The sequence below is a fragment of the Acinetobacter ihumii genome (assembly GCF_900625095.1).
Taxonomy (GTDB): Bacteria; Pseudomonadota; Gammaproteobacteria; order Pseudomonadales; family Moraxellaceae; genus Acinetobacter; species Acinetobacter ihumii.
Window position 1 is genome coordinate 2,286,052 of record NZ_LR130760.1, and the last position, 21,051, is coordinate 2,307,102.

17 protein-coding genes and 1 pseudogene are annotated in these 21,051 nt (G+C 41.5%); 12 read left to right on the forward strand and 6 right to left on the reverse strand.

The features are described from left to right. Positions 1 to 264: 264 nt before the first annotated feature. Entirely contained in the window at positions 265 to 1,272 is a 1,008-nt protein-coding gene (locus E0D95_RS10740; protein WP_130803791.1) for a putative solute-binding protein, read from the reverse strand. A gap of 255 nt (positions 1,273 to 1,527) precedes the next feature. On the opposite strand from E0D95_RS10740, the gene E0D95_RS10745 reads away from it, so the two are divergent. Next, on the forward strand, positions 1,528 to 3,462 hold the full coding sequence (locus E0D95_RS10745; protein ID WP_130803792.1) for an ATP-binding cassette domain-containing protein: 1,935 nt from the start codon (positions 1,528 to 1,530) through the stop codon (positions 3,460 to 3,462). A 406-nt stretch (positions 3,463 to 3,868) separates the two neighbouring features. Continuing rightward, positions 3,869 to 4,105 (forward strand): DUF2171 domain-containing protein, encoded by a 237-nt coding sequence (locus E0D95_RS10750; RefSeq protein ID WP_130803793.1) that lies wholly within the window; start codon positions 3,869 to 3,871, stop codon positions 4,103 to 4,105. 87 nt (positions 4,106 to 4,192) lie between these two features. Here the strand turns inward: E0D95_RS10750 and gyrB are convergent, their stop codons facing one another. From gyrB to dnaA, 4 genes are all read right to left on the reverse strand, one after another. Next, complete coding sequence (gyrB, locus tag E0D95_RS10755; RefSeq protein WP_130803794.1) at positions 4,193 to 6,661, reverse strand: DNA topoisomerase (ATP-hydrolyzing) subunit B; 2,469 nt, start codon at positions 6,659 to 6,661, stop codon at positions 4,193 to 4,195. A 46-nt stretch (positions 6,662 to 6,707) separates the two neighbouring features. Continuing rightward, the gene (gene recF / locus E0D95_RS10760; RefSeq protein ID WP_130803795.1) at positions 6,708 to 7,790 is read right to left on the reverse strand and encodes a DNA replication/repair protein RecF; all 1,083 of its coding nucleotides are present in this window, start codon (positions 7,788 to 7,790) and stop codon (positions 6,708 to 6,710) included. A gap of 13 nt (positions 7,791 to 7,803) precedes the next feature. Then, complete coding sequence (gene dnaN / locus E0D95_RS15865; protein WP_130803796.1) at positions 7,804 to 8,952, reverse strand: DNA polymerase III subunit beta; 1,149 nt, start codon at positions 8,950 to 8,952, stop codon at positions 7,804 to 7,806. Between the two features lie 89 nt (positions 8,953 to 9,041). Beyond that, positions 9,042 to 10,433: a chromosomal replication initiator protein DnaA gene (dnaA, locus tag E0D95_RS10770; protein WP_130803797.1), complete on the reverse strand. Its 1,392-nt coding sequence runs from the start codon at positions 10,431 to 10,433 to the stop codon at positions 9,042 to 9,044. Positions 10,434 to 11,088: 655 nt separating this feature from the next. Here dnaA and rpmH point away from each other — a divergent pair. From rpmH to E0D95_RS10820, 10 genes and pseudogenes are all read left to right on the forward strand, one after another. Continuing rightward, a complete protein-coding gene (gene rpmH / locus E0D95_RS10775) occupies positions 11,089 to 11,223 on the forward strand; it encodes a 50S ribosomal protein L34 (RefSeq protein ID WP_000831329.1) in 135 nt (44 codons plus the stop codon). A gap of 35 nt (positions 11,224 to 11,258) precedes the next feature. Further along, positions 11,259 to 11,651 carry a ribonuclease P protein component gene (gene rnpA, locus E0D95_RS10780; protein WP_130803798.1) on the forward strand — a complete coding sequence of 131 codons (393 nt, stop codon included), beginning with the start codon at positions 11,259 to 11,261 and terminating at the stop codon, positions 11,649 to 11,651. 9 nt (positions 11,652 to 11,660) lie between these two features. Further along, positions 11,661 to 11,982 (forward strand): annotated as a pseudogene (gene yidD / locus E0D95_RS10785) (membrane protein insertion efficiency factor YidD). Between the two features lie 5 nt (positions 11,983 to 11,987). Next, positions 11,988 to 13,736: a membrane protein insertase YidC gene (gene yidC, locus E0D95_RS10790; protein ID WP_130803800.1), complete on the forward strand. Its 1,749-nt coding sequence runs from the start codon at positions 11,988 to 11,990 to the stop codon at positions 13,734 to 13,736. Positions 13,737 to 13,833: 97 nt separating this feature from the next. After that, complete coding sequence (mnmE, locus tag E0D95_RS10795) at positions 13,834 to 15,192, forward strand: tRNA uridine-5-carboxymethylaminomethyl(34) synthesis GTPase MnmE (RefSeq protein WP_130803801.1); 1,359 nt, start codon at positions 13,834 to 13,836, stop codon at positions 15,190 to 15,192. 73 nt (positions 15,193 to 15,265) lie between these two features. After that, positions 15,266 to 15,964, forward strand: a complete 699-nt coding sequence (locus E0D95_RS10800) for a phosphatase PAP2 family protein (protein ID WP_130803802.1) — start codon at positions 15,266 to 15,268, stop codon at positions 15,962 to 15,964. A 120-nt stretch (positions 15,965 to 16,084) separates the two neighbouring features. Next, a complete protein-coding gene (locus tag E0D95_RS10805; protein WP_228258852.1) occupies positions 16,085 to 17,737 on the forward strand; it encodes a phosphoethanolamine transferase in 1,653 nt (550 codons plus the stop codon). Between the two features lies 1 nt (position 17,738). After that, a complete protein-coding gene (locus tag E0D95_RS10810) occupies positions 17,739 to 18,419 on the forward strand; it encodes a response regulator transcription factor (protein WP_130803804.1) in 681 nt (226 codons plus the stop codon). A 32-nt stretch (positions 18,420 to 18,451) separates the two neighbouring features. Next, the gene (locus E0D95_RS10815) at positions 18,452 to 19,822 is read left to right on the forward strand and encodes a sensor histidine kinase (protein WP_228258853.1); all 1,371 of its coding nucleotides are present in this window, start codon (positions 18,452 to 18,454) and stop codon (positions 19,820 to 19,822) included. Positions 19,823 to 19,987: 165 nt separating this feature from the next. After that, positions 19,988 to 20,686: a DsbC family protein gene (locus E0D95_RS10820; RefSeq protein WP_130803805.1), complete on the forward strand. Its 699-nt coding sequence runs from the start codon at positions 19,988 to 19,990 to the stop codon at positions 20,684 to 20,686. A 108-nt stretch (positions 20,687 to 20,794) separates the two neighbouring features. Here the strand turns inward: E0D95_RS10820 and E0D95_RS10825 are convergent, their stop codons facing one another. Then, positions 20,795 to 21,049 (reverse strand): GlsB/YeaQ/YmgE family stress response membrane protein, encoded by a 255-nt coding sequence (locus tag E0D95_RS10825; protein WP_130803806.1) that lies wholly within the window; start codon positions 21,047 to 21,049, stop codon positions 20,795 to 20,797. Positions 21,050 to 21,051 lie beyond the last annotated feature (2 nt).

Below are 21,051 nucleotides of genomic sequence, written 5' to 3' on the forward strand. Positions count from 1 at the left end.
CTATTGCGGGTATCCTTACACGGCAAATATTAATCGGGTTATTAAAAAAAAAATAGAGTATTTACTCCACTTTTTGTGCAAATATGGATGTTTATTGTACAAAATCGTGAATGATATCGTGTTTTTTATTGATTATGTTAAAATAAATCGCTTTAAATCTATAAAATTAAAAGGATTTTCCAAAAATATCATTTTAGGTCACAATTTTGAAAAATCCTTTGATATTAACCCTAGATCATTGTTACTAAATTTTTGAACCGCTGTTTATTCGCCCCCTAAAGAACATTCAAAGTTGGTTCGTTCAACCGTGCATCGCGCGCGTTTCAGTACCGTCATCATGTTGGCATCGTAAATGCCTTGTTTAGCCAAATCGATCCGGCCATCACGTAATAGTTTTTGATACTGTATGCTTTCCTCAGCACTTAAATTAATTTTTAATTTTTCAGGAATACCCGCTTCAAGACGACGTACCATGGCAAAGTTTTTTGGTAATTGATTTAAAAACCATTGCCTTGAAGTTTGTCCAAAGCCCGATGGAAATTTACTTGAGCGAATAATCAGATCAGCCGTAATGTTTGCCACAGGAAAATTAATCATGGCGCCTTTAGTTCCTAAACCCTTTTGAATTTCCAATGGTTTGTAGGCATAGGCAGGAACAGGAACAATATCGACCTGTCCATTGTTAAATCGGGTCACAAAATTAGACAGATCAGAAGCAACAGGAACCGCTCCAACACGTTGACTCATAATTTTTTGTGCTTCGTCATACTGTAAAATGGCGATTTTTTTGCCTTTAGCACGTTCCAGATTATTGATATTACGATCACGGACAAATAAATACGCCTGACCAATCTGGACTATTCCGGCTACTTCATATTTATCGCCATCAATGGTGGTGCTTAAACGATGATTATTACGTTTATCCAAAACGAAAGTAATGGCTTTTTGCGCAATCGAATTATTTGGTACAGCACCTAATGCATCGACAGAACCTGCAAATTTGTTATAAGGTCGCGCGCGCATGGAGGTGATATAAACACCATCACATTTGCCTTCACGAAAATCTTTTTCAGCCTGCGCTTCGTCCTGACGTGGAATAAGATTAATTTCTGCGTTCCATGTTTTTGCTGCAAGTGCCCACTCTTCCAGCATTTTATAGGATTCACCTGACTTTCCTAACAGATCAAATGCACACACGTTTATCTTTGCTTGGGTGGCGGTTGCAAAGCTAAAGCTCACAAGTGCTCCCAGTGCCAAAAGTCCCTTTTTCATTGTCGTATTCCTTATCCGACCTAATTTTGCTTAGTTTTTGTTCTCTTATTACTATAATTATCTTGCATCAATAAAAATAGAGTTTTAACTCTAAAAAATTTAAATTGATGCCAATTTTCTGACGAATTGCAGTGTATTTCTCCACATTCATCAAGTTTTTTAATGCTTCAAATGTCTGTATGACTAAAACTTTGTCTTCTGGGACACAACACTTTAAAATAGCCTCCTTTGTTTATCCTGTGTGTGTCAATTTTCATGATCCAGCTTGACCAGTTTTCAATTCGCCGCGGCGGACGTGTTTTATTTCAAAAAGCATCGATGCAACTGCATCCGGGCTGGAAAATTGGATTAACTGGAGTCAATGGCGCAGGAAAATCCACTTTATTTTCAGCCTTTCTGGGTGAGATTGAAGCAGATAGCGGCAGTTTAAGCCGTCCAAATGTCTGGACAGTGGCACATATGGCACAGGAAATTAAAGCCTTAGATATGAAGGCGATTGATTTTGTGCTGTCTGGAGATGAAGAATACTGGACCATTCAGCATCAGCTTGAACATCCAGAACAACTCAGTAATGATGAATTGGCGCATCTTTACAGCCGTTTTGATGAAATTAATGGCTATTCTGCTTCAGCCAAAGCCTCACAACTGATGGCAGGTCTGGGCTTTTTTGAACATCAATCACAATTAGATGTTTCCAGCTTCTCGGGGGGCTGGCGAATGCGCTTGAATCTGGCACGAACCTTGATGAGCCGTTCAGATTTACTCTTACTGGATGAACCAACCAACCACTTGGATCTGGATGCAATTTTATGGCTGGAAGATTGGCTCAATAGTTATGAAGGGACTTTAGTTCTGATTTCACATGACCGTGATTTTTTAGATGCAATTACCGATCATATTTTGCATATTGAAAACCAAGAATTGACGCTCTATACCGGTAATTATTCAACCTTTGAAACCACACGCGCCGAACGCTTGGCTCAACAGCAACAAGCGTTTGAAAAGCAGCAAGAAACTCGCGCACATTTGCAAAAATATATTGATCGATTTAAAGCACAAGCCACCAAAGCACGTCAGGCACAAAGTCGAATTAAGCAACTGGAACGGATGCAGGAACTCGCGCCTGCCCATGTCGATACACCTTTTACTTTTAGTTTTCGTGAACCAAGTAAAATGAGTTCTCCACTTTTGGCACTGGAACATGCTGATATTGGTTATGCCAGCAAACTCATTGTGACCAATGTCAATTTACAAATCACGCCCACCAGCCGAATTGGTCTATTGGGGATGAATGGCGCAGGAAAATCCACCTTGATTAAATCTTTGGTCGGGGATCTTCCGCTGATTCAAGGGCAACGCTATGCCTCAGAATTACTCAATATCGGCTACTTTGCGCAACACCAAATGGACGCACTGGATGGCAATGCCAGTCCAATGCTGCAACTATCCCGTATTGCTGATAAAAAAATCAGTGATGCAACCTTACGCGCCTTTTTAGGCAGCTTTGGCTTTAGTGGCGAACGCATGGACACACCGAGCGAAAGCTTTTCTGGGGGTGAAAGGGCGCGTTTGGCCTTGGCATTGATTGTTTGGCAGCGTCCGAATGTATTGATTCTAGATGAACCTACCAACCATTTAGACCTCGATATGCGTCATGCCTTAACCATGGCCTTACAGGATTTTGAAGGTGCAGTGGTGTTGGTTTCACACGAACGTCAATTGATTGCCAGCGTTTGTGATGAGTTGATTCTGGTTCACAATGGGCATAGCCAAAGTTTTGATGGTGATCTCAATGATTATGCCAACTGGTTGCGTCAAGCCCGTACAGAAATGATTAAAAAAGGTCAGCAACCTGCTGCACCGGTTGTTTCAGAAGTGACTGCTCCACCTGTGACCTCGAAACTGGACAAAGAAGCCTTACGCAAAGAAGCGGCACAACGCCGTGAACAAACCCGTCCGATTCGTAAAAATATTGAAAAATGTGAAGCCCAGATTGAAAAATTTCAGCCACGTTTAGCTGAAATTGAAGAATTACTTGGTGATAGCTCGCTCTATGAAGCCCATCGCAAAGATGATCTGCTTAAACTGATGAACGAACAAACTGAACTGAAACAAAAACTGGAACAAGCTGAAGAGCAACTTTTGGAACTGATGATGCAACTAGAAGAACTGGAAAGCTCTTTTGATTAATTCTCGGTGTGAAAGCATTTCAACCATCTAATTGACAAGTTATTGGGCTGTATTTCGTTACAGCCCGACACATTGCGTTTCCTAAGCTTACAAGCTACTTTTTTTAATCAGATCATTTTAAAAAGATAGCCTTCTCTTTTTATTGAGTTTTTAATTTATTCAAAACTCAATACCTTGATTTTAAATTAAAATATAAATTAACAAAGCTCACCATCAACGCTTGATGTTTTGATCAAACACCTGTAAAGCCTTACAGAAGCACCGCACACCGCTTTAAAAAAATCCTTAGGCTAATAGTTAAGGCACAGCACTGATGCTGTTTTAAGTTTGATTTACTGACTTGCCTACTTGATACCAAGATCAAGTCAATAACATGAAACATCATGAAAATATGAGGGATAATCTCATGGCAACTATCAATGTACAAGATATTCAACATCATGCGGAAGTGGTTGGATCAGATCATCAACATGTCGGCACAGTAGATCATTTAGAAGGTCAGGATAAGATTAAACTGGCTAAAAATGATCAATCTGCACAGGGTCAGCATCATTATATTCCGACGCAATGGGTACAACAAATTCAGGGTAATCAAGTTGTTTTGAATAAAACAGCAGATCAAGTGTTTCAGCAATGGCAATAATTTCAGCCGCAGGACGTTGTATTGAATAAGGACATTCAAAAAAACAGGCGCTTGATGCGCCTGTTTTTTTATATGGCTTGATACAGATTAGGCATCAATATCAGCATTCAAAGCATTTTCTTCAATAAATGCACGACGTGGTTCCACATCATCGCCCATCAAACAGCTAAACATGCGATCTGCTTCAATCGCATCATCAATGGTGACTTGCAGCATATTACGGTTTTCAGGATCCATGGTGGTTTCCCAAAGCTGATCGGCATTCATCTCACCCAAACCTTTGTAACGCTGAATCATCATGCCACGGCGTGAATCCTGCAAGATTTGCTGCCAAACCTGATGGAAATTACTGACATTGATTTTGCGCTCGCCTTTCTGCAAATACGCGCCTTCTTCCACTAGCTTAAACCAGCTCTTGGAGTTTTTCAGTAAACGTGCGTATTCAGCAGAATTGAGCAAGCCTGCATCTAACAAATAATGATGCGGCAAGTTATGTACATACACCGTCATGCGTGGCCAGCAATGAATTGACTTTTCACCCGTTGGGGTTTCACGTTCAAAGCTTTCCAGACTCATTTCTGGACGTAAACTTGGCTGTAATTTTTCAATGGTTGCGCGTAACTGTTCAGCCCACTGTTCCACATAAGGACGATCCTGACTTTGATCTGCCTTAAACGGCTCAACTTCCAACAACGCATCAAGCAAACTCGCAGGATAACGCTGAGTCAGACGTTGTAAGCTTTTTTGCGACACTTGATAATCTTCGATCACTTTTGCCAAAGCTTCGCCATTAATGGCAGGTGCATCGGCACTGATATGCAATTCCAGATCATCAATGGCATTGGAAATCAGGAAGCTTTCCAACGCATCATTATCCTTGATATAGAGCTCTTGCTTGCCTTTTTTCAGCTTATACAGCGGCGGTTGAGCAATATAAATATGCCCACGTTCGACCAGTTCTGGCATTTGACGGAAGAAGAAGGTCAACAATAACGTTCGGATATGTGAACCATCGACATCGGCATCGGTCATGATGATGATTTTGTGATAACGCAATTTGTCAGGGTTATATTCTTCACGGCCAATCCCACAACCCAGTGCGGTAATCAGCGTGCCGACTTCTTGACTGGAAATCATCTTGTCAAAACGCGCACGTTCCACGTTCAGAATTTTACCTTTAAGCGGTAAAATCGCCTGCATTTTACGGTTACGTCCTTGCTTGGCACTTCCGCCCGCGGAGTCACCCTCGACCAGATAAAGCTCAGACAATGCAGGATCTTTTTCCTGACAATCTGCCAATTTACCTGGTAAACCTGCAATATCCAATGCACTCTTACGACGCGTCATTTCACGGGCTTTACGCGCTGCATCACGCGCACGTGCTGCATCAATAATCTTGCCTGCAATCGATTTGGCAGCTTGCGGATTTTCCAGTAGATAAGCTGAAAACTCTTTATTCATGGCCTGTTCGACCGCAGGTTTCACTTCACTCGACACCAATTTTTCTTTGGTCTGTGAAGAAAACTTCGGATCTGGTACTTTGACTGAAATAATCGCGGTTAAACCCTCACGCGCATCATCACCCGTTACTGCCACTTTTTCTTTTTTCAGTAAGCTTTCATTTTCCATGTAGCTGTTTAAGCCACGGGTCAGTGCCGCACGGAAACCTGCAAGGTGCGTACCGCCATCTTTTTGCGGAATATTGTTGGTAAAGCAGCGTACATTTTCCTGATAGCTATCGTTCCACTGTAATGCGACTTCAACGCCAATACCATTATCCGCATCCATGGTAAAGTGGAAAATATCATTCAGATGGGTTTTACCTTCGTTGATGTATTTGACAAACTCAGACAAACCACCCACATAGTTGTAAATATGTTCCAGATTAACCCGTTCATCACGCAGAATAATTTTTACGCCTGCGTTCAAGAATGACAACTCACGTAAACGGCGTGCTAAAATCTCCACGTGGAAAATCGTTTGACTAAAGGTATCTGCACTTGGCCAAAAACGCACCGTGGTTCCTGTGGTATCGGTTTCACCCACCACACGCAATTTGTATTGCGGATCACCATGATGATATTCCTGCTCATGGATTTGACCCGCACGATGAATCGTGAGCTGCAATTTGCTAGAAAGCGCATTGACCACCGACACACCTACGCCGTGTAGACCACCTGAAACTTTATAACTATTGTCATCAAACTTACCGCCAGCATGCAAAATGGTCAAAATCACTTCTGCGGCAGACACCCCTTCTTCAGGGTGAATATCTGTAGGAATACCACGACCATTGTCAGAGACACTGACCGATTCATCTTCGTGAATGGTGACAATAATCTCATCACAATGACCTGCCAAGGCTTCATCGATTGCATTATCAACCACCTCAAAAACCATGTGGTGCAAGCCTGTCCCATCATCTGTATCACCGATATACATGCCTGGACGCTTACGCACCGCATCCAAACCACGCAATACCTTGATACTAGAGGAATCATATGCCTTTTCGTTTGATTGTTCTGTTGGAGAGGCAGATTGAGACTCTGAACTCATGGTTTCTCCCTAGCAAATTATGGATCGATCCCCAGCGGGGAAAAAATCAAATGGGGACAGCACGAACCTGACCATGTTCCACATTGAACAATTGATAAGAAACCGCCAGATCTTGCAGGTGCTGTTGTACCGACTGTTGATCTAAAGTGGTCATAAAAACCTGACTACCTAACTGGCTTAATCGTTCAATTAATCGCCGCTGTGCGGCATGGTCTAATTCTGCTGTCAAATCATCTAATAATACCACAGTTTCCTTATTACTCGCATGTAACATTGCAATCTGTGATAGTTTTAAAGCCATCATCAAGAGCTTTTTTTGCCCCCGAGATAGCACATCATCCGCATCGCCCAATGCGGTTTTTAAACGCAAATCAGCACGATGTGGACCATATTCGGTATAACGCCGTTCCACGTCTTTGGCATGATAATGAATCAGGTCATTCAGCAAGCCTTGTTCTTGATGAAAGCCCGCCTGATACTCTAGTTCAATCTCTAAATCTGGTAATAATTGTTTTAAATCATTTTGAAAAAATACGTTCCATTGCTCAATGATCAAACTGCGCTGATTGTGCATCATTTCACCGTAGCGTGCTAATAGCTGGTTCCATGGTTCGAGTTCGTTTAAGGATATTTGACGTGAGCTTTTAAGGAGGCTGTTACGCTGTTTTAGCGCACGTGAATATTGCTGCCAATTGCGATAAAACTCAGGTTCCACGTGGAACAACAACCAATCCAGCATTTGCCGGCGAGGTTTAGCCCCCTGATCAATAATATCTGAACTTTGTGGATCGAGCAGTTGAAGAGGCAATAATTTGGCCAATTGACCCTGAGTAGCCACGGGATCACCGTTGACCTTAATTAATTGTTCGCCGGTTGCCATTTTACGCATGCCGACTTTTTCAGTGTCTGACTGTGCAAATACAATAGCGTCCTGCATGCCCTGCTGAATATAGTGTTTAGGCGTATAAGTACGGAAAGAACGACCTGTTGACAGTAAATGAATTGCTTCAAGTACTGAGGTTTTCCCTGAACCATTGGCACCAAAAAAAACATTAAACGGCTGCAACCCAGAGAGTGCAACCGTTGTTAAATTGCGCACACGCTCGATGTTTAAACGTGTAATTTGCATAAAATGATCGAATCTATACGCGCATTGGCATTACGACATAAGTCTGGTCACTCTGCGCTGGATCTTGAACCAATACCGACTGATTGGCTTCAGACATGGTCATACTGACATCATCTCCATCCAGCACATTCAAAACGTCGAGCAGATATTGCGCATTAAACGACATTTCCATCGAGGCATTTTGATATTGAATTGCAAGATCTTCAATCGCTTCATCTTGTTCAGGGTTATTGGCACGAAGCTGTAACACATCTGGATTGAAGGTGAGGAAAACACCCCGTAATTTTTCGTTACTTAAAATTGCAACGCGCTGTAAGGATTGCTTAAAGACATCATGCGCAATCTGGGCCTGTTTATCGCCCCCGCGTGGAATCACACGGCGATAATCTGGAAATTTACCATCAATCAATTTGGTGGTGAAACGCACTGTGATTTCACCTTGCTCTTTATCACGACTTGGCGTTTTAATCGTGACATTCAATAGCTCACGACCAATCAACAAACTGAGTTGCTCATCTTCAATACTGAGGAGGCGTTGCAATTCCCCAACTGCTTTACGCGGCACAATCGCCTGTACCAGTTGCGTAGCATTCGATGATGCCAACACTTCACATAACGCCAAACGGTGTCCGTCTGTAGTGACCGCACGGAGTTGATTTTCATCAATTTCCAGTAAAGTTCCGGTTAAATAAAAACGCACATCCTGAACCGCCATCGCGAAAGCAGTTTTTTCAAATAAACGTTTGAGTTCTCGTTGCGTGACCTGAACTTGTGTGCCCTGACTATTTTCAGTATTCAGCAAGGGATAATCTTCGGCTGGCAAGGTGCCTAACACAAAGCGACTGTTGCCTGATTTTAAAATACAACGCTGATCTTCAGTAATTTGTAAATCAACCAAAGCCGCTGACGGCAATGATTTACAAATATCCATTAGTTTACGCGCAGGAACAGTGGTTTCGCCTGCTTGCAAACAGGCTCCTTCGGATAATGTGGTGCTGGCAACCAGCTCGACTTCCAAATCAGAACCTGTAATGGTTAAGGCTTGATCAGTCGCCTGAATTTTAACGTTTGAAAGAATATTTAAGGTATGACGACGTTCCACCGCTCCAACGACATGGGACAGAACATTGACTAAACTTTCTTTAGCGATTTTCAAACGCACAATTCATTCCTCTCACAACTAAAGGCAATTATTTCATTTTTTAGCTGTGTACTATGCGTCAGTTAATACGACTTTGCAACAGCCTCGAGTTAACTTTGCAGCAAGCGTAGCAAGTTTTTATAATCTTCGTTAAAGATCGGATCTTCATCTTTTAAACTTTGTACTTTTTCACAGGCATGCATCACTGTACTGTGGTCACGTCCCCCAAAAGCCATGCCAATTTCAGGAAAGCTATCTCCAGTGAGTTCTCGCGCCAATCCCATTGCCAGTTGCCTTGGACGTGCGTAAATTCGGGTACGTTTGGGTCCAATTAACTCTTTCAGTGGAATACGGAAATATTCACTGACCACACGCTGAATATTTTCCACACTAATGGTACGCGCACGTATGGCAAGCACATCTTTAAGTGATTCGCGAACCACGTCCAGATCAATTTGTGAGCCTTTAAAACGAGCAATGGCGACCACTTTATTTAAAGCACCTTCCAGTTCACGTACATTGGCAACCACTTGTTGAGCAATAAATAACGCACAATTGCGAGGTAAATCCACGCCACTGTTTTCCGCTTTTTTCAGTAAAATCTCGATACGTGTTTCAATATCAGGCGGCTCAACCCCAACGGAAAGCCCCCAGGAAAAACGCGAAACCAAACGCGGATCCAGTTCAGTCAACTCTTTGGGATAACGATCAGAGGTCAGAATAATTTGTTTGGATTCATCGAGTAACGCATTAAAAGTATAAAAAAATTCGACCAGACTGGCTTCTTTACCGGCCAATAAGTGAATGTCATCCACCAACAGTAAATCCAATGATCGACAGTTTTTCTTAAACTCTTCAACTTTGCCCTTTTGTAAAGAGGATACAAAATCTTGTACAAAACTTTCAGCGGTCATATACATGACACGTGCATTGGGTTTGGCTTGCAACAGCGCATTGCCGACCGCTTGCATTAAATGAGTTTTACCGAGACCTGTCGGCCCATATAAAAATAAAGGATTATGCTGTGAAGCTCCCAATTGAGTGAGTACTTTTCGGCAAGTCTCTGCCGCCATTTGATTAGAACGACCTTCAACAAACAGGGAAAAAGTAAATAAAGGATTAAGTAAGCGTTTTTTTGAATTTAAATTTTTGCTGCTCGATGCTGCTGCTTCAGCAGGTTCTTTTTTGATTCGGATTGGAGCTACGACGCTCTCCAAGGCTGCGGTCGTGGTAGCAGGTTGTTCGGCTGGGGATAAAATGGCACCCGGACGTGAATCGACCAAGATATCCACTTGACGGACGCGACCTTCAGACAACTGTTCCGCTAAAATGCAAATCAATTCGAGATGATGTTCCTGAATATAACGCGTCCAATACGGATTTGGCGCATATAGACGTAGCGTCCCCTCTGCCTCCTCAGCAACTAAAGGACGGATCCACATTGCAAAGACATTATCAGAGAGCTCTTGTCGCAAGCGAGTTAAGCAGTCCGTCCAAAGCATGTGATTCCCCTATTTTTTAAATTCAAAACCATCCCTTTGCCAAGTAAAGGGGTCGCCATTCTAACCAAGTTATCCACATCTGTCATGAAAGAAACCGAGGGTTTGTTCAAAAAGAACACGCTCGTGACTTAAATTTAAATTCAAAATCAATTGTGGATAAACTTAACCACAAGCTGTGGATAGTTTAAAACATCAAGTTATCCACAATCTTTCATTGTTTTAAAACCATAGTTATTCACAACATAATTTTATGATTTTTAAATTTAAAATCCCAGTTTCCACAGAAAAAAAGCATCCTAATAACAATAAATTTAAATTTATAAATTTGAATTTATTTAATAGTGCGGCATGTGCTGTGGATAATTTAACGAGATATGAATTTAAATTCAAATCCCGAGCAATCGATGCTTATAAAGTCTAAAGCTGTTGATAAACCTAAGAATAAGCTGTGTATAGTTTAAAAACAAGCGTAAATATAAGACTTTATCTTGTGTATAATTTTTGTTTGATGGAATCTGCTTTGATCGTGGTCCATAGTTTCTAGGCAACATTTCACTGAATAAAATGTAAACTTTCTGGTTTTTGATTGACATAGAAGCATTAGCACAATAAAATCGCGAACCTTTACAGAAAGATCATATTTGGGAGTTTCGATATGAAACGTACTTTTCAACCCTCTGAATTAAAGCGTAAACGCGTTCATGGTTTCCGTGCTCGTATGGCAACTAAAGCTGGTCGTCAAGTATTGGCTCGCCGTCGTGCTAAAGGTCGTCACAGCTTAACTGTTTAATCCTTTAAATAGTTATTACTGCTAGATCGGGTGTTATGGCACTTTATTGCTTCGGTACAGATGTACGTTTGCACTGTGCTGCTGACTTTAAAAGCGTATTTGATGGTGCGCTTTTTAAAGTGCATCAACCCCATTTTTTGTTTTTGGCAAAACCGTCTGAACAGCATAAAAGCCGTTTAGGACTGGTTGTTGCCAAAAAAAAAGTGCGCCGTGCGCATGAAAGAAATCGAATAAAACGACTTGCTCGTGAAAGCTTTCGTTTACATCAACAACAATTAGATGTACTCGATATTGTCGTAATGCCCAAATTAGGTATTGAAACAATATCCAATGCTGAACTTACTCAACAGCTTCAATTTGCTTGGCGTAAGCTAAATCGTATTGCCCAAAAGCATCAAAACACTGTCTCCTCCCCGTTAAAAAAATAGAGATGACCAATGGTATTGATCCTGCATTGGTTGATTCGTTTTTATCAAATTGCCCTGAGCCCTTTGCTTGGACCGCGTTGTCGATATATTCCGACCTGTTCTCAATATGCTCTGGAAGCCATTCATCAGCATGGGGCGATCCGAGGGAGTGGATTGGCGTTTTATCGTGTCTGTCGATGTCATCCTTGGGGCGGGAGTGGTTATGATCCTGTACCTGCCAAAGCAATTCGTTTTATTTCATTTCAGCAAATAGATTCTCAAAAGCCTCGCGTTACTGTACCCTTTCGTGAGCGTTTATTGAACCAAAAACCACTTTAACCACTTGGGATAATTGATATGCAACAATGGGCCAGGTTTGCGATTCTCGGAGCCATGTTTGTCACAGCATATTTGCTTATCTTGGCTTGGCAAAAAGATTATGGTCATAGTAATACTCCAACGACACAAGCTGCACCTGCTGCGGTGGTGTCTCAGGAAGTCTCTGCTGATCTGCCAAATAGCCAAACTGCGGCGACATCGACGGATGTTCCTCAGGCAAATATTGCGACGCAACCGGTGACAGATGCAACTGCATCTGCGAATCAACAGCTTATTTCAGTACAAACTGACCTTTATCATCTTTGGATCAATCCTAAAGGTGGTGATATTGTTCGTATTGAATTACTCAATCATGATAAAGACAAAAATAGTGACCAGCCTTTTGTGATGCTGGAAAGCGATCCAAAACGGACGTATGTGGCGCAGTCTGGTCTGATTGGATTGAATGGTCCAGACAGCAGTCGTCAGGGTCGTCCACAATATGAAGTTGAAAAAGCGACTTATACCTTAGCGGATGCGCAGAGCACCCAGAACAAAGACGGTAAAGCTGAAAAAGTTCTGACTGTGCCAATGGTTTACAAAACGGCTGATGGCGTTGAAATTATCAAACGTTTTAGCTTTAAGCAGGGTGACTATCCTGTGGTGGTCAGCTATCAGGTCGTGAACCGAAGCGCACAAAACTGGCAAGGTCAAATGTTTGGTCAGATCAAACGTGATAATTCAGAAGATCCGGGTAAGTCCGATCAGGGGATTTTCACGCTAGGCACCTTTTTGGGCGGCGCATGGGGAACACCTGATGAACATTACAACAAGCTAAAATTTGCCAATTTTTCTGATGAAAAATTAAGTGTTGATGCTAAAGGTGGCTGGGTTGCCATGGTGCAGCATTATTTCGTCAGTGCTTGGATTCCGGGTCATTTTGGTGATCAGGCCTATACGGCGAAACTGGAATCACGCAAATCTGCCGATAACATGAATATTATTGGCTTTACCTCGCCAACCATTAATGTGCCTGCGGGTAAAACCATGACCGTGGATGCGACGTTCTATTCTGGGCCAAAAATCCAGTCTGAACTGAAAGATCTAGCGGTAGGTTTAAACCAGACGGTTGACTATGGCTGGTTGTGGCCGATTGCGAAATTATTGTTCCTTGGCTTGCAATTTTTCCATAACATCGTGGGTAACTGGGGCTGGTCAATTATTCTGTTGACGATTTTGGTGAAGTTAATTCTGTGGCCACTGTCTTCAAAAAGTTATCGTTCGATGGCGAAAATGCGTGTGATTGCGCCTGAAATGCAGCGCATGAAAGAAGAGTTTGGTGAAGACCGCATGCGTTTTTCTCAGGAAATGATGGCGCTTTACAAACGTGAGCAGGTTAATCCACTTTCAGGTTGTTTACCGCTGTTGCTACAAATGCCGATTTTCCTTGCCTTGTATTGGGTACTCATGGAAAGTGTGGAATTGCGTCATGCACCCTGGATGCTCTGGATTCAAGACTTGTCCGCGATGGATCCATGGTTTATCTTGCCGTTGTTGATGGGTGCGACCATGTTCATCCAGCAAATGTTGAATCCACAACCTGCTGATCCAATGCAGGCGAAAGTATTCCGCATTATGCCGATTATTTTCACTGTATTTATGTTGTTCTTCCCGTCAGGTCTGGTGTTGTACTGGATTGTCAACAACAGTATCACCATTCTTCAACAATGGTTTATCAACAAAAATGTTGAGAAAAACCGTGCGGTAACACCAGAAGTGAGTTCTTAAGCCTTTTGTAGTGCATAAGAGCTGATAAAATCCGCTTAAGATGATAATCTTGAGCGGATTTTTTATTTCCTCATTTTGCACTGTTTAGGCGCTTGTTATGCAGATACATATCCCTACTATCACCGCAATTGCGACCCCTCCCGGACGTGGTGGTGTCGGGGTGATTCGTCTTTCTGGTCCTCAGGCATTTAGCATTGCACAGACATTGACTGGAAAAAGCTTACCTGAACCGCGTATGGCTGGTTTTCGCCAGTTTTATGATGCAACTGGTGAGGTCATGGATGAAGGTTTGCTATTGTGTTTTCCAAACCCACACTCCTTTACGGGTGAAGATGTGGTGGAATTGCAGGGACATGGTGGACCCGTCATTCAAAATGCAATCTTGGGACGTTTATTTGAATTGGGAGCTAAAGCTGCTCAAGCAGGTGAGTTTTCCATGCGCGCCTTTGAAAATGGCAAACTGGATCTGGTACAGGCGGAAGCCATTGCAGATTTGATTGATGCGACCTCACAGGCCGCTGCGCGTTCTGCGGTTCGTTCCTTACAAGGGGCTTTTTCAACTAAAATTAATACCGTTTTAGAACAGCTCATTCATTTGCGTTTACATGTTGAAGCTGCCATTGATTTCCCAGAAGAAGAAATTGATTTTCTGGCAGATGGTAAAATTTTAGCTTTACTGGATGAGGTGAAACGCTCAGTCCAAGCGGTGCAACAATCGGCACGACAAGGTCAGCTACTGCGTGAAGGCTTGCAGGTGGTGATTGCAGGTAAGCCCAATGCGGGTAAATCAAGTCTATTGAATGCTTTGTCAGGCAATGAGCGTGCCATTGTGACCGATATTGCAGGGACGACGCGAGATGTGCTGCATGAAAAAATTAGCTTAAATGGTTTGCCTATTACGTTGACGGATACCGCAGGCTTACGCGAAACAGGCGATGTCGTAGAAAAAGAAGGGATCCGCCGCGCGATTCAGGAAATTGAACAGGCTGATTTGTTGTTATTGGTCTATGACTTAACTCAAGGGGATGATCCTTTACAACTTGCGCAGGGATATTTTAAAGACCATCTGGAACCTCAACGTTTAATTTTAATTGGTAATAAATGCGATTTGCTCGATCAAACTGCACAGTTGAATGAATATCAAGGCTTTCGGCATCTCTCGCTTTCGGCCAAACAGGACATTGGCGTTCAAACACTGATAGAGGCGATTACAGCGCATGCAGGCTTTCAACCTGAGGAAGACACCTTTATTGCCAGAACGCGTCATTTAGACGCAATGAAGCGCACTCAGCACTATCTGGATGAAGCACGTGAGCAGCTTGTGGTGTTCAATGCCGGTGAGTTAGTGGCTGAATCTTTACGTTTGGCACAAAACGCGTTGGGTGAAATTACGGGGGACTTTAGTGCGGATGATTTGCTTGGCAAGATTTTTGGGTCATTTTGTATTGGTAAATAATCGAGCTATTTTCTAAGAAAACCTTAATTTTCTGTGCTTAGGCTGTGATTTATTTTGAGTCGATTGATCTAAAATGAATCGTAGCCTGTCTTGTTTTGACTATGTCAATCTTGCTTTATTACTCTGTTCCGCATTGATTTTAATCTATTTTATACCTGTTGCAGGTCTGGTCGATCAGGGGTTGAGTGCGCCTTGGGTGGATGGGTCAGGCTATTATTTACGTGAAAACTGGCTATTGGTTCGTATTGGACATGAGTTATTAAAATATATCGTGATCACGATCGCTTTGATTCATTTTGTGATTTTTCTTTGTCTGAGTTTTCAAAAATCTTCTTCTGTTTTGCGTGGGATTTCGGGGCGTGTTGTACTCGGCATGCTGCTTTCAGTTTCAGTGGTGGGGCTGCTTAAATCACATTCTATACATGCTTGTCCTTGGTCAATGCTTGAAGTCAGTGGTTCACAATTTAACTGGAACAAACCGATTCATGGTTTAGGCAAATGCTTTCCCGGTGGTCATGCTTCTGCTGGATTTTCACTATTTATTTTATATTTTGCCTATCGCCCATATTATCCAACATTGGCACGATTTGGGTTATGTCTGGCTTTAGTGATGGGCATCAGTATGAGTGCGGTGCAAATGTTGCGAGGCGCACATTTTCTCAGTCATAACCTTTGGGCAGCTTGGTGGTGCTGGTTGATTTGCTATTTGTTTTCTAGATTCGGGCAGCTAAAGCGATTGAAATGGGGAACAGTCTTAAAAACATCTACTTAAATATTAGAAAAATTCAAAAATAGTCTTAATATTTGATTTTTATAACAAAAAAACCTAATCCATTCTTAATGTTCAGGTTTTTAAATAGGTCATCTTCATCCTATCTTGCAGATGACCGACATGATTAGCCTGCCTGCTGTAAAAAAAATCTCCGTTTCACTTCGTGTGTTTAATTTAATTGTTGCCTGTTGGCTGGCGAGTTTCAGTAATTTTAGTTTCTATAATCATCTGATGTCACTGGGTTCATTTTCTGGAATGATGAAATATTCCTTTGCTTTTGTGACATTTTTAATTATTTGTGGGTTTTATTTCTTTGTTTTGCAAATTTTAAGCTGGCGTTATTCGGCCAAAGCCATCAGTGTGGTTTTAATTATTCTAACCGGAATGACTTCTTATTTTGTCAATCAATTGGGTGTCGATGTCAGCCCAGTCCAAATGCAAAACATTGCACAAACCAATTTCTATGAAGCAATGGATTTACTCTCTCGACCGTTTCTGCTGTGGATGTTTCAAACGGTGTTATTGCCCCTTTTGGCTTTATATTTTGTTGAGATAAAACCTGAAAAAAATATTCGATCTTTGCTGCTGAATAAGTGTTCAAATGTCATTGTGTCACTTTTTGTGGTGGGATTGGGCTTGTTTTCATTTTATAGCCAGTATGCTCCAATTTTTCGGGAGCATCGCGAACTCAAGGCACAAATTTCACCTTTGAATATTTTAGCCAGTAGTTGGAGTTATGCGCATAAAAATATCAATCATGTCGATCAATCATTGCTTGCATATGGTCAGGATGCTCATCAGGTGGTTCGTTCAACGCATACACCTGCCAGTATTATGGTGCTGGTGGTCGGAGAAACCGCCAGAGCTGAGAATTTTAGTTTAAATGGTTATTCCAAGCAGACCAATCCTGAACTCAGTCAACTGGATATCATTAATTTTACGCAGGCAGCTTCCTGCGGAACACAGACCTCAGTTTCTGTACCATGTATGTTTTCAGGCATGCCACGTAAACAATACAATGAGTCATTGGCGTCGCATCGTGAAGGATTGCTGGATATTGCACAGCGCGCAGGGTATCAAGTCACTTGGATTGATAATAATTCAGGTTGTAAAGGGACCTGTGACCGAATTAAACATTATATTTCTCCCAAAGACGACGCGCGTTATCAGGCGTGGTGTGACCATGGTGAATGTCGTGATGAAGTCTTGTTAGTCGCCTTAAAGGATTATATGTCGACACTGGATTTAAAGCACCTTCAGCAGAATCAATTGATTGTTTTGCATCAGATAGGCAGTCACGGTCCTGCGTACTATAAGCGTTATCCTGAAGAATTTAAGCGCTTCCTGCCAGTGTGTGAAACCAATAATATTCAAAATTGTGATCATCAACGCTTGATTAATACCTACGATAATACGATTTTATATACAGATCATGTTCTCGCAAGCACGGTGAGCTGGTTAGAACAATTGAAGATGCCGACCAGTCTGGTTTATTTGTCAGATCATGGCGAGTCTACGGGTGAAAACGGATTGTATTTACATGGAACACCTTATTTTATGGCACCAAAACAACAAACTCATATCCCGATGATATTCTGGTTTTCACCGCAATGGCCACAGCAAACTCAAATTCGTAGCTGTTTAAACCGACAAACCAATGCGACTGTTGGTCAGGATAATTTATTCCCTACCGTTTTGAGTTTATTAAATATTCAAACTCAGGTGATTGATCCACGACTGGATATGCTTGCGCAGTGCAAAGGAAATATTTAACGTGATTCGTATTTTGTATATTGAAGATGATCTCATGATTGGCAAATCGACTTGGCAATTGTTACAACATCAGAAGTTTGCGGTCGATTGGGCCCAAACTGGCCTACAAGCATTGGATTATCTCTTTACACAAACCTATCACATTGTATTGCTTGATTTGGGTTTGCCTGAACTGGATGGATTAGAAGTTCTGAAACATATCCGTAAAAAAGCCGACTTAAATAAAATGGGGGTGATTATTATCAGTGCCCGTGACCAAAGTAAGGATAAAATTTTAGGTTTAAAATCGGGTGCCGATGATTATGTTGTTAAACCTTATCATTTTGATGAGTTGATTGCGCGAATTGAGTCGGTATTACGGCGTGGGCAATTTTATGATATGCAACAAGAGTTAAGTTTTAAAATCGGCAATATTCAGCTATTTCCCAGCACTCACCGAGTGATGAAAGGCAGTAAAAAAATTGAGCTGTCCAGCAAAGAATGGGCAATTTTAGAACCGATGATGATGTATCCCAATCAAATTTTTTCAAGGCAAATACTGGAACAAAAACTTTATGATTGGGATGCAGAAGTGAACAGCAATACCATTGAAGTGCATATTCATAATTTACGCCATAAGCTGGGGAAAGACTTTATTCGAACTGTCCGTGGTCTGGGTTATTGTATAGAAACGAAAAAATAGCAGAACCCAAAAAATAAATGAGGATACAGCACATGTCGAATTGGATCATGAAACTTTGGCATGTGTATCGTAGGCAGTCACTCAGTACGCGCATGTCGTGGAGTGTGACCATTTTTAGTATTCTGTTATTGGTTTTAATTGGAATCTCGGCGTATCGTATCGCGCTTGAAGAATCACAGGAAGTCATTGATCGGCAGATGCAGGAAATGGCCAATTTTTTGGATAAAAATAATCTTTCCAATCGTTTGTCCAATTTTGATCCCACTGAAAAATATGATGAAACTGATATTTTTATTGATATTGTTCCGCGTGAAGGCTTAAAGCAACTCAGTCGGCAACATAACTATATTTTGCCTTATGCCCAATCGGCACACTTTTCCCAACATAAAACGTCACGTGGTGAGTTAAAAATTTATGTTTTACCTTTACCGGATAAACAAATTCAAATTAGTCAATTGATTAAGGTACGCCGTCATTTGGCTGAGGAATTGGCTTTTAGTATGCTGATTCCTTATATCTTTTTTATGCCATTTGCCGTATTTGGTGTTTATCGGCTGATTCGTCATCATTTAAGGTCATTACATGAATTAAGTACTGCTTTTGCACAACGGGATTATCATGATTTGTCAGAAATTAAAATTAAAGATTTACCTTTAGAAATTACCCCTGCCATTAATGAATTAAATGACCTGTTTCAGCGTATTCAAAAAGCGCAGCAACAGCAGCAAATCTTTGTTGCTAATGCGGCACATGAATTGAGAACGCCATTAACGGCGTTAAATCTGCAAAGTGCCTTACTTCTGAAAACATCGCGCCACAGCCACGCCTATCAGGAAAATCTAACAGATTTGGAAAATAGTCTACAGCGAATGACGCATTTGGTTGAACAACTGATGTCGCTTGCCCATCAAGAAATCCAGCAAAATGAACCCTTACAAGTTTTAAATCTCGTGGATTATACCCGCCGTAGTTTAAGTCAATTATTGGCAAGTACAACAAAAAAACAGATTCAATTACACGTTGATATTCAACAGCAAAACGAATACCTGTATGTCATGGCAACCAGTCATACCCTTGAAAGCATATTAATTAATTTAATGGACAATGCGATTAAATACAGTCCAGAGCATGGTGAGCTTCTGATTAAACTCTATCAAACTGAACATCATGGCGTGATTGAAATTCATGACAGCGGACCGGGGATTGCGTATGAACAACATCAACAAGTTTTGCAACGTTTTGTTCGACTGGAAGCGACTCAACATCTGGCAAGTGGCAGTGGTTTAGGTCTTTCAATTGTACAATCTGCACTCAACATGATTAATGCCCGCATGCGAATGGAAGCTTCGGAGCGACTTAGGGGACTTAAAGTTACAGTCGAATTTAATCAGGTCGAACGATGACCTGAAGTCTCATTCACGAAGGCATAATCCATATTAAAGCGGGCTTATAGTCAAAACGTTCCACGTGAAACATCCACTATGGTTGGCGAATCAAAGAAATTATAACAGACGCCATGTTAGTTTCTTTTACAATATCAATCTTCAATCTGTTTTGAGTCTTACTGAATGAATAAGTTATGGTTATTGTTATGGCTCAGTATCTTGGCTTGTTCAAGTCAAGCCAGTGTAGAAAGTGTGCAGGCTCAACTTAAACAAAAATATCCCAACCTGCGCATAGACAACATTCAGCAGACTGAAATGTCTGGAATCTATAGTGCAAGTTTAGACAATCAAATTGTTTATATTGGAGAAAATGCCGAATATATATTGGTTGGATCGATGCTCCGTCTCAAAGATCAGCGTAATCTCACCAAAGATTTAGTCATGAAACAGCAGCACATTGACTGGAAAAAACTGCCGTTACAAGATGCGATAAAAACGGTGAAAGGCAATGGCAGACGCCAAATTGCGGTATTTTCAGATCCAAATTGTCCTTATTGTAAGCAACTAGAAAATCAGCTTAATCAGCTGACCAATGTCACCATTTATACCTTTATTTATCCAATTCGAAATCAGTCGATTCAAGCGTCTAAACAAATCTGGTGTCAGCCTAATCCTGCTTTTGCTTGGCATAATTTGATTCAAAAAGGAATTGTGCCGCAGACCATCGCCGCTTGCCCAAATCCAATTGAACGAAATTTGCAATTGGGGCAAAAATTGGGTGTGGAAGGTACACCGACCTTATTTTTCTCCAATGGTTTTAAAGCGGTGGGTATGCAAACCGCCCCACAGATTGAAGCACTTTGGAAAGAATTCGGCATGTGAAAAAACACCCTAATAGTTAGACAATCATTCTCTAACTTTTAGGGTGTCGTTTAGATGCATTTGCAATTTAGTTAAGTGCTTGAATTGAAAAATATAAAGCCACCCGAATTAAGCTGTTTTCTTACTGATCAAGTTATAAATAAACAAGATAATAATTGCCCCGATCACAGATGCAATAAATCCAGCACTCGAGTTTTCGGGATAAAGGCCCAGCGCTCGCCCGCCGTAAGTCGCCAATAAAGAACCAGCAATTCCCAGTAATGTCGTAACAATGAATCCTGCTTTATCTTCACCGGGGTGAATCGCTCTTGCGATTAAACCTGCAATAAAACCAACCACAATGGCAACAATTAATGACCACATAA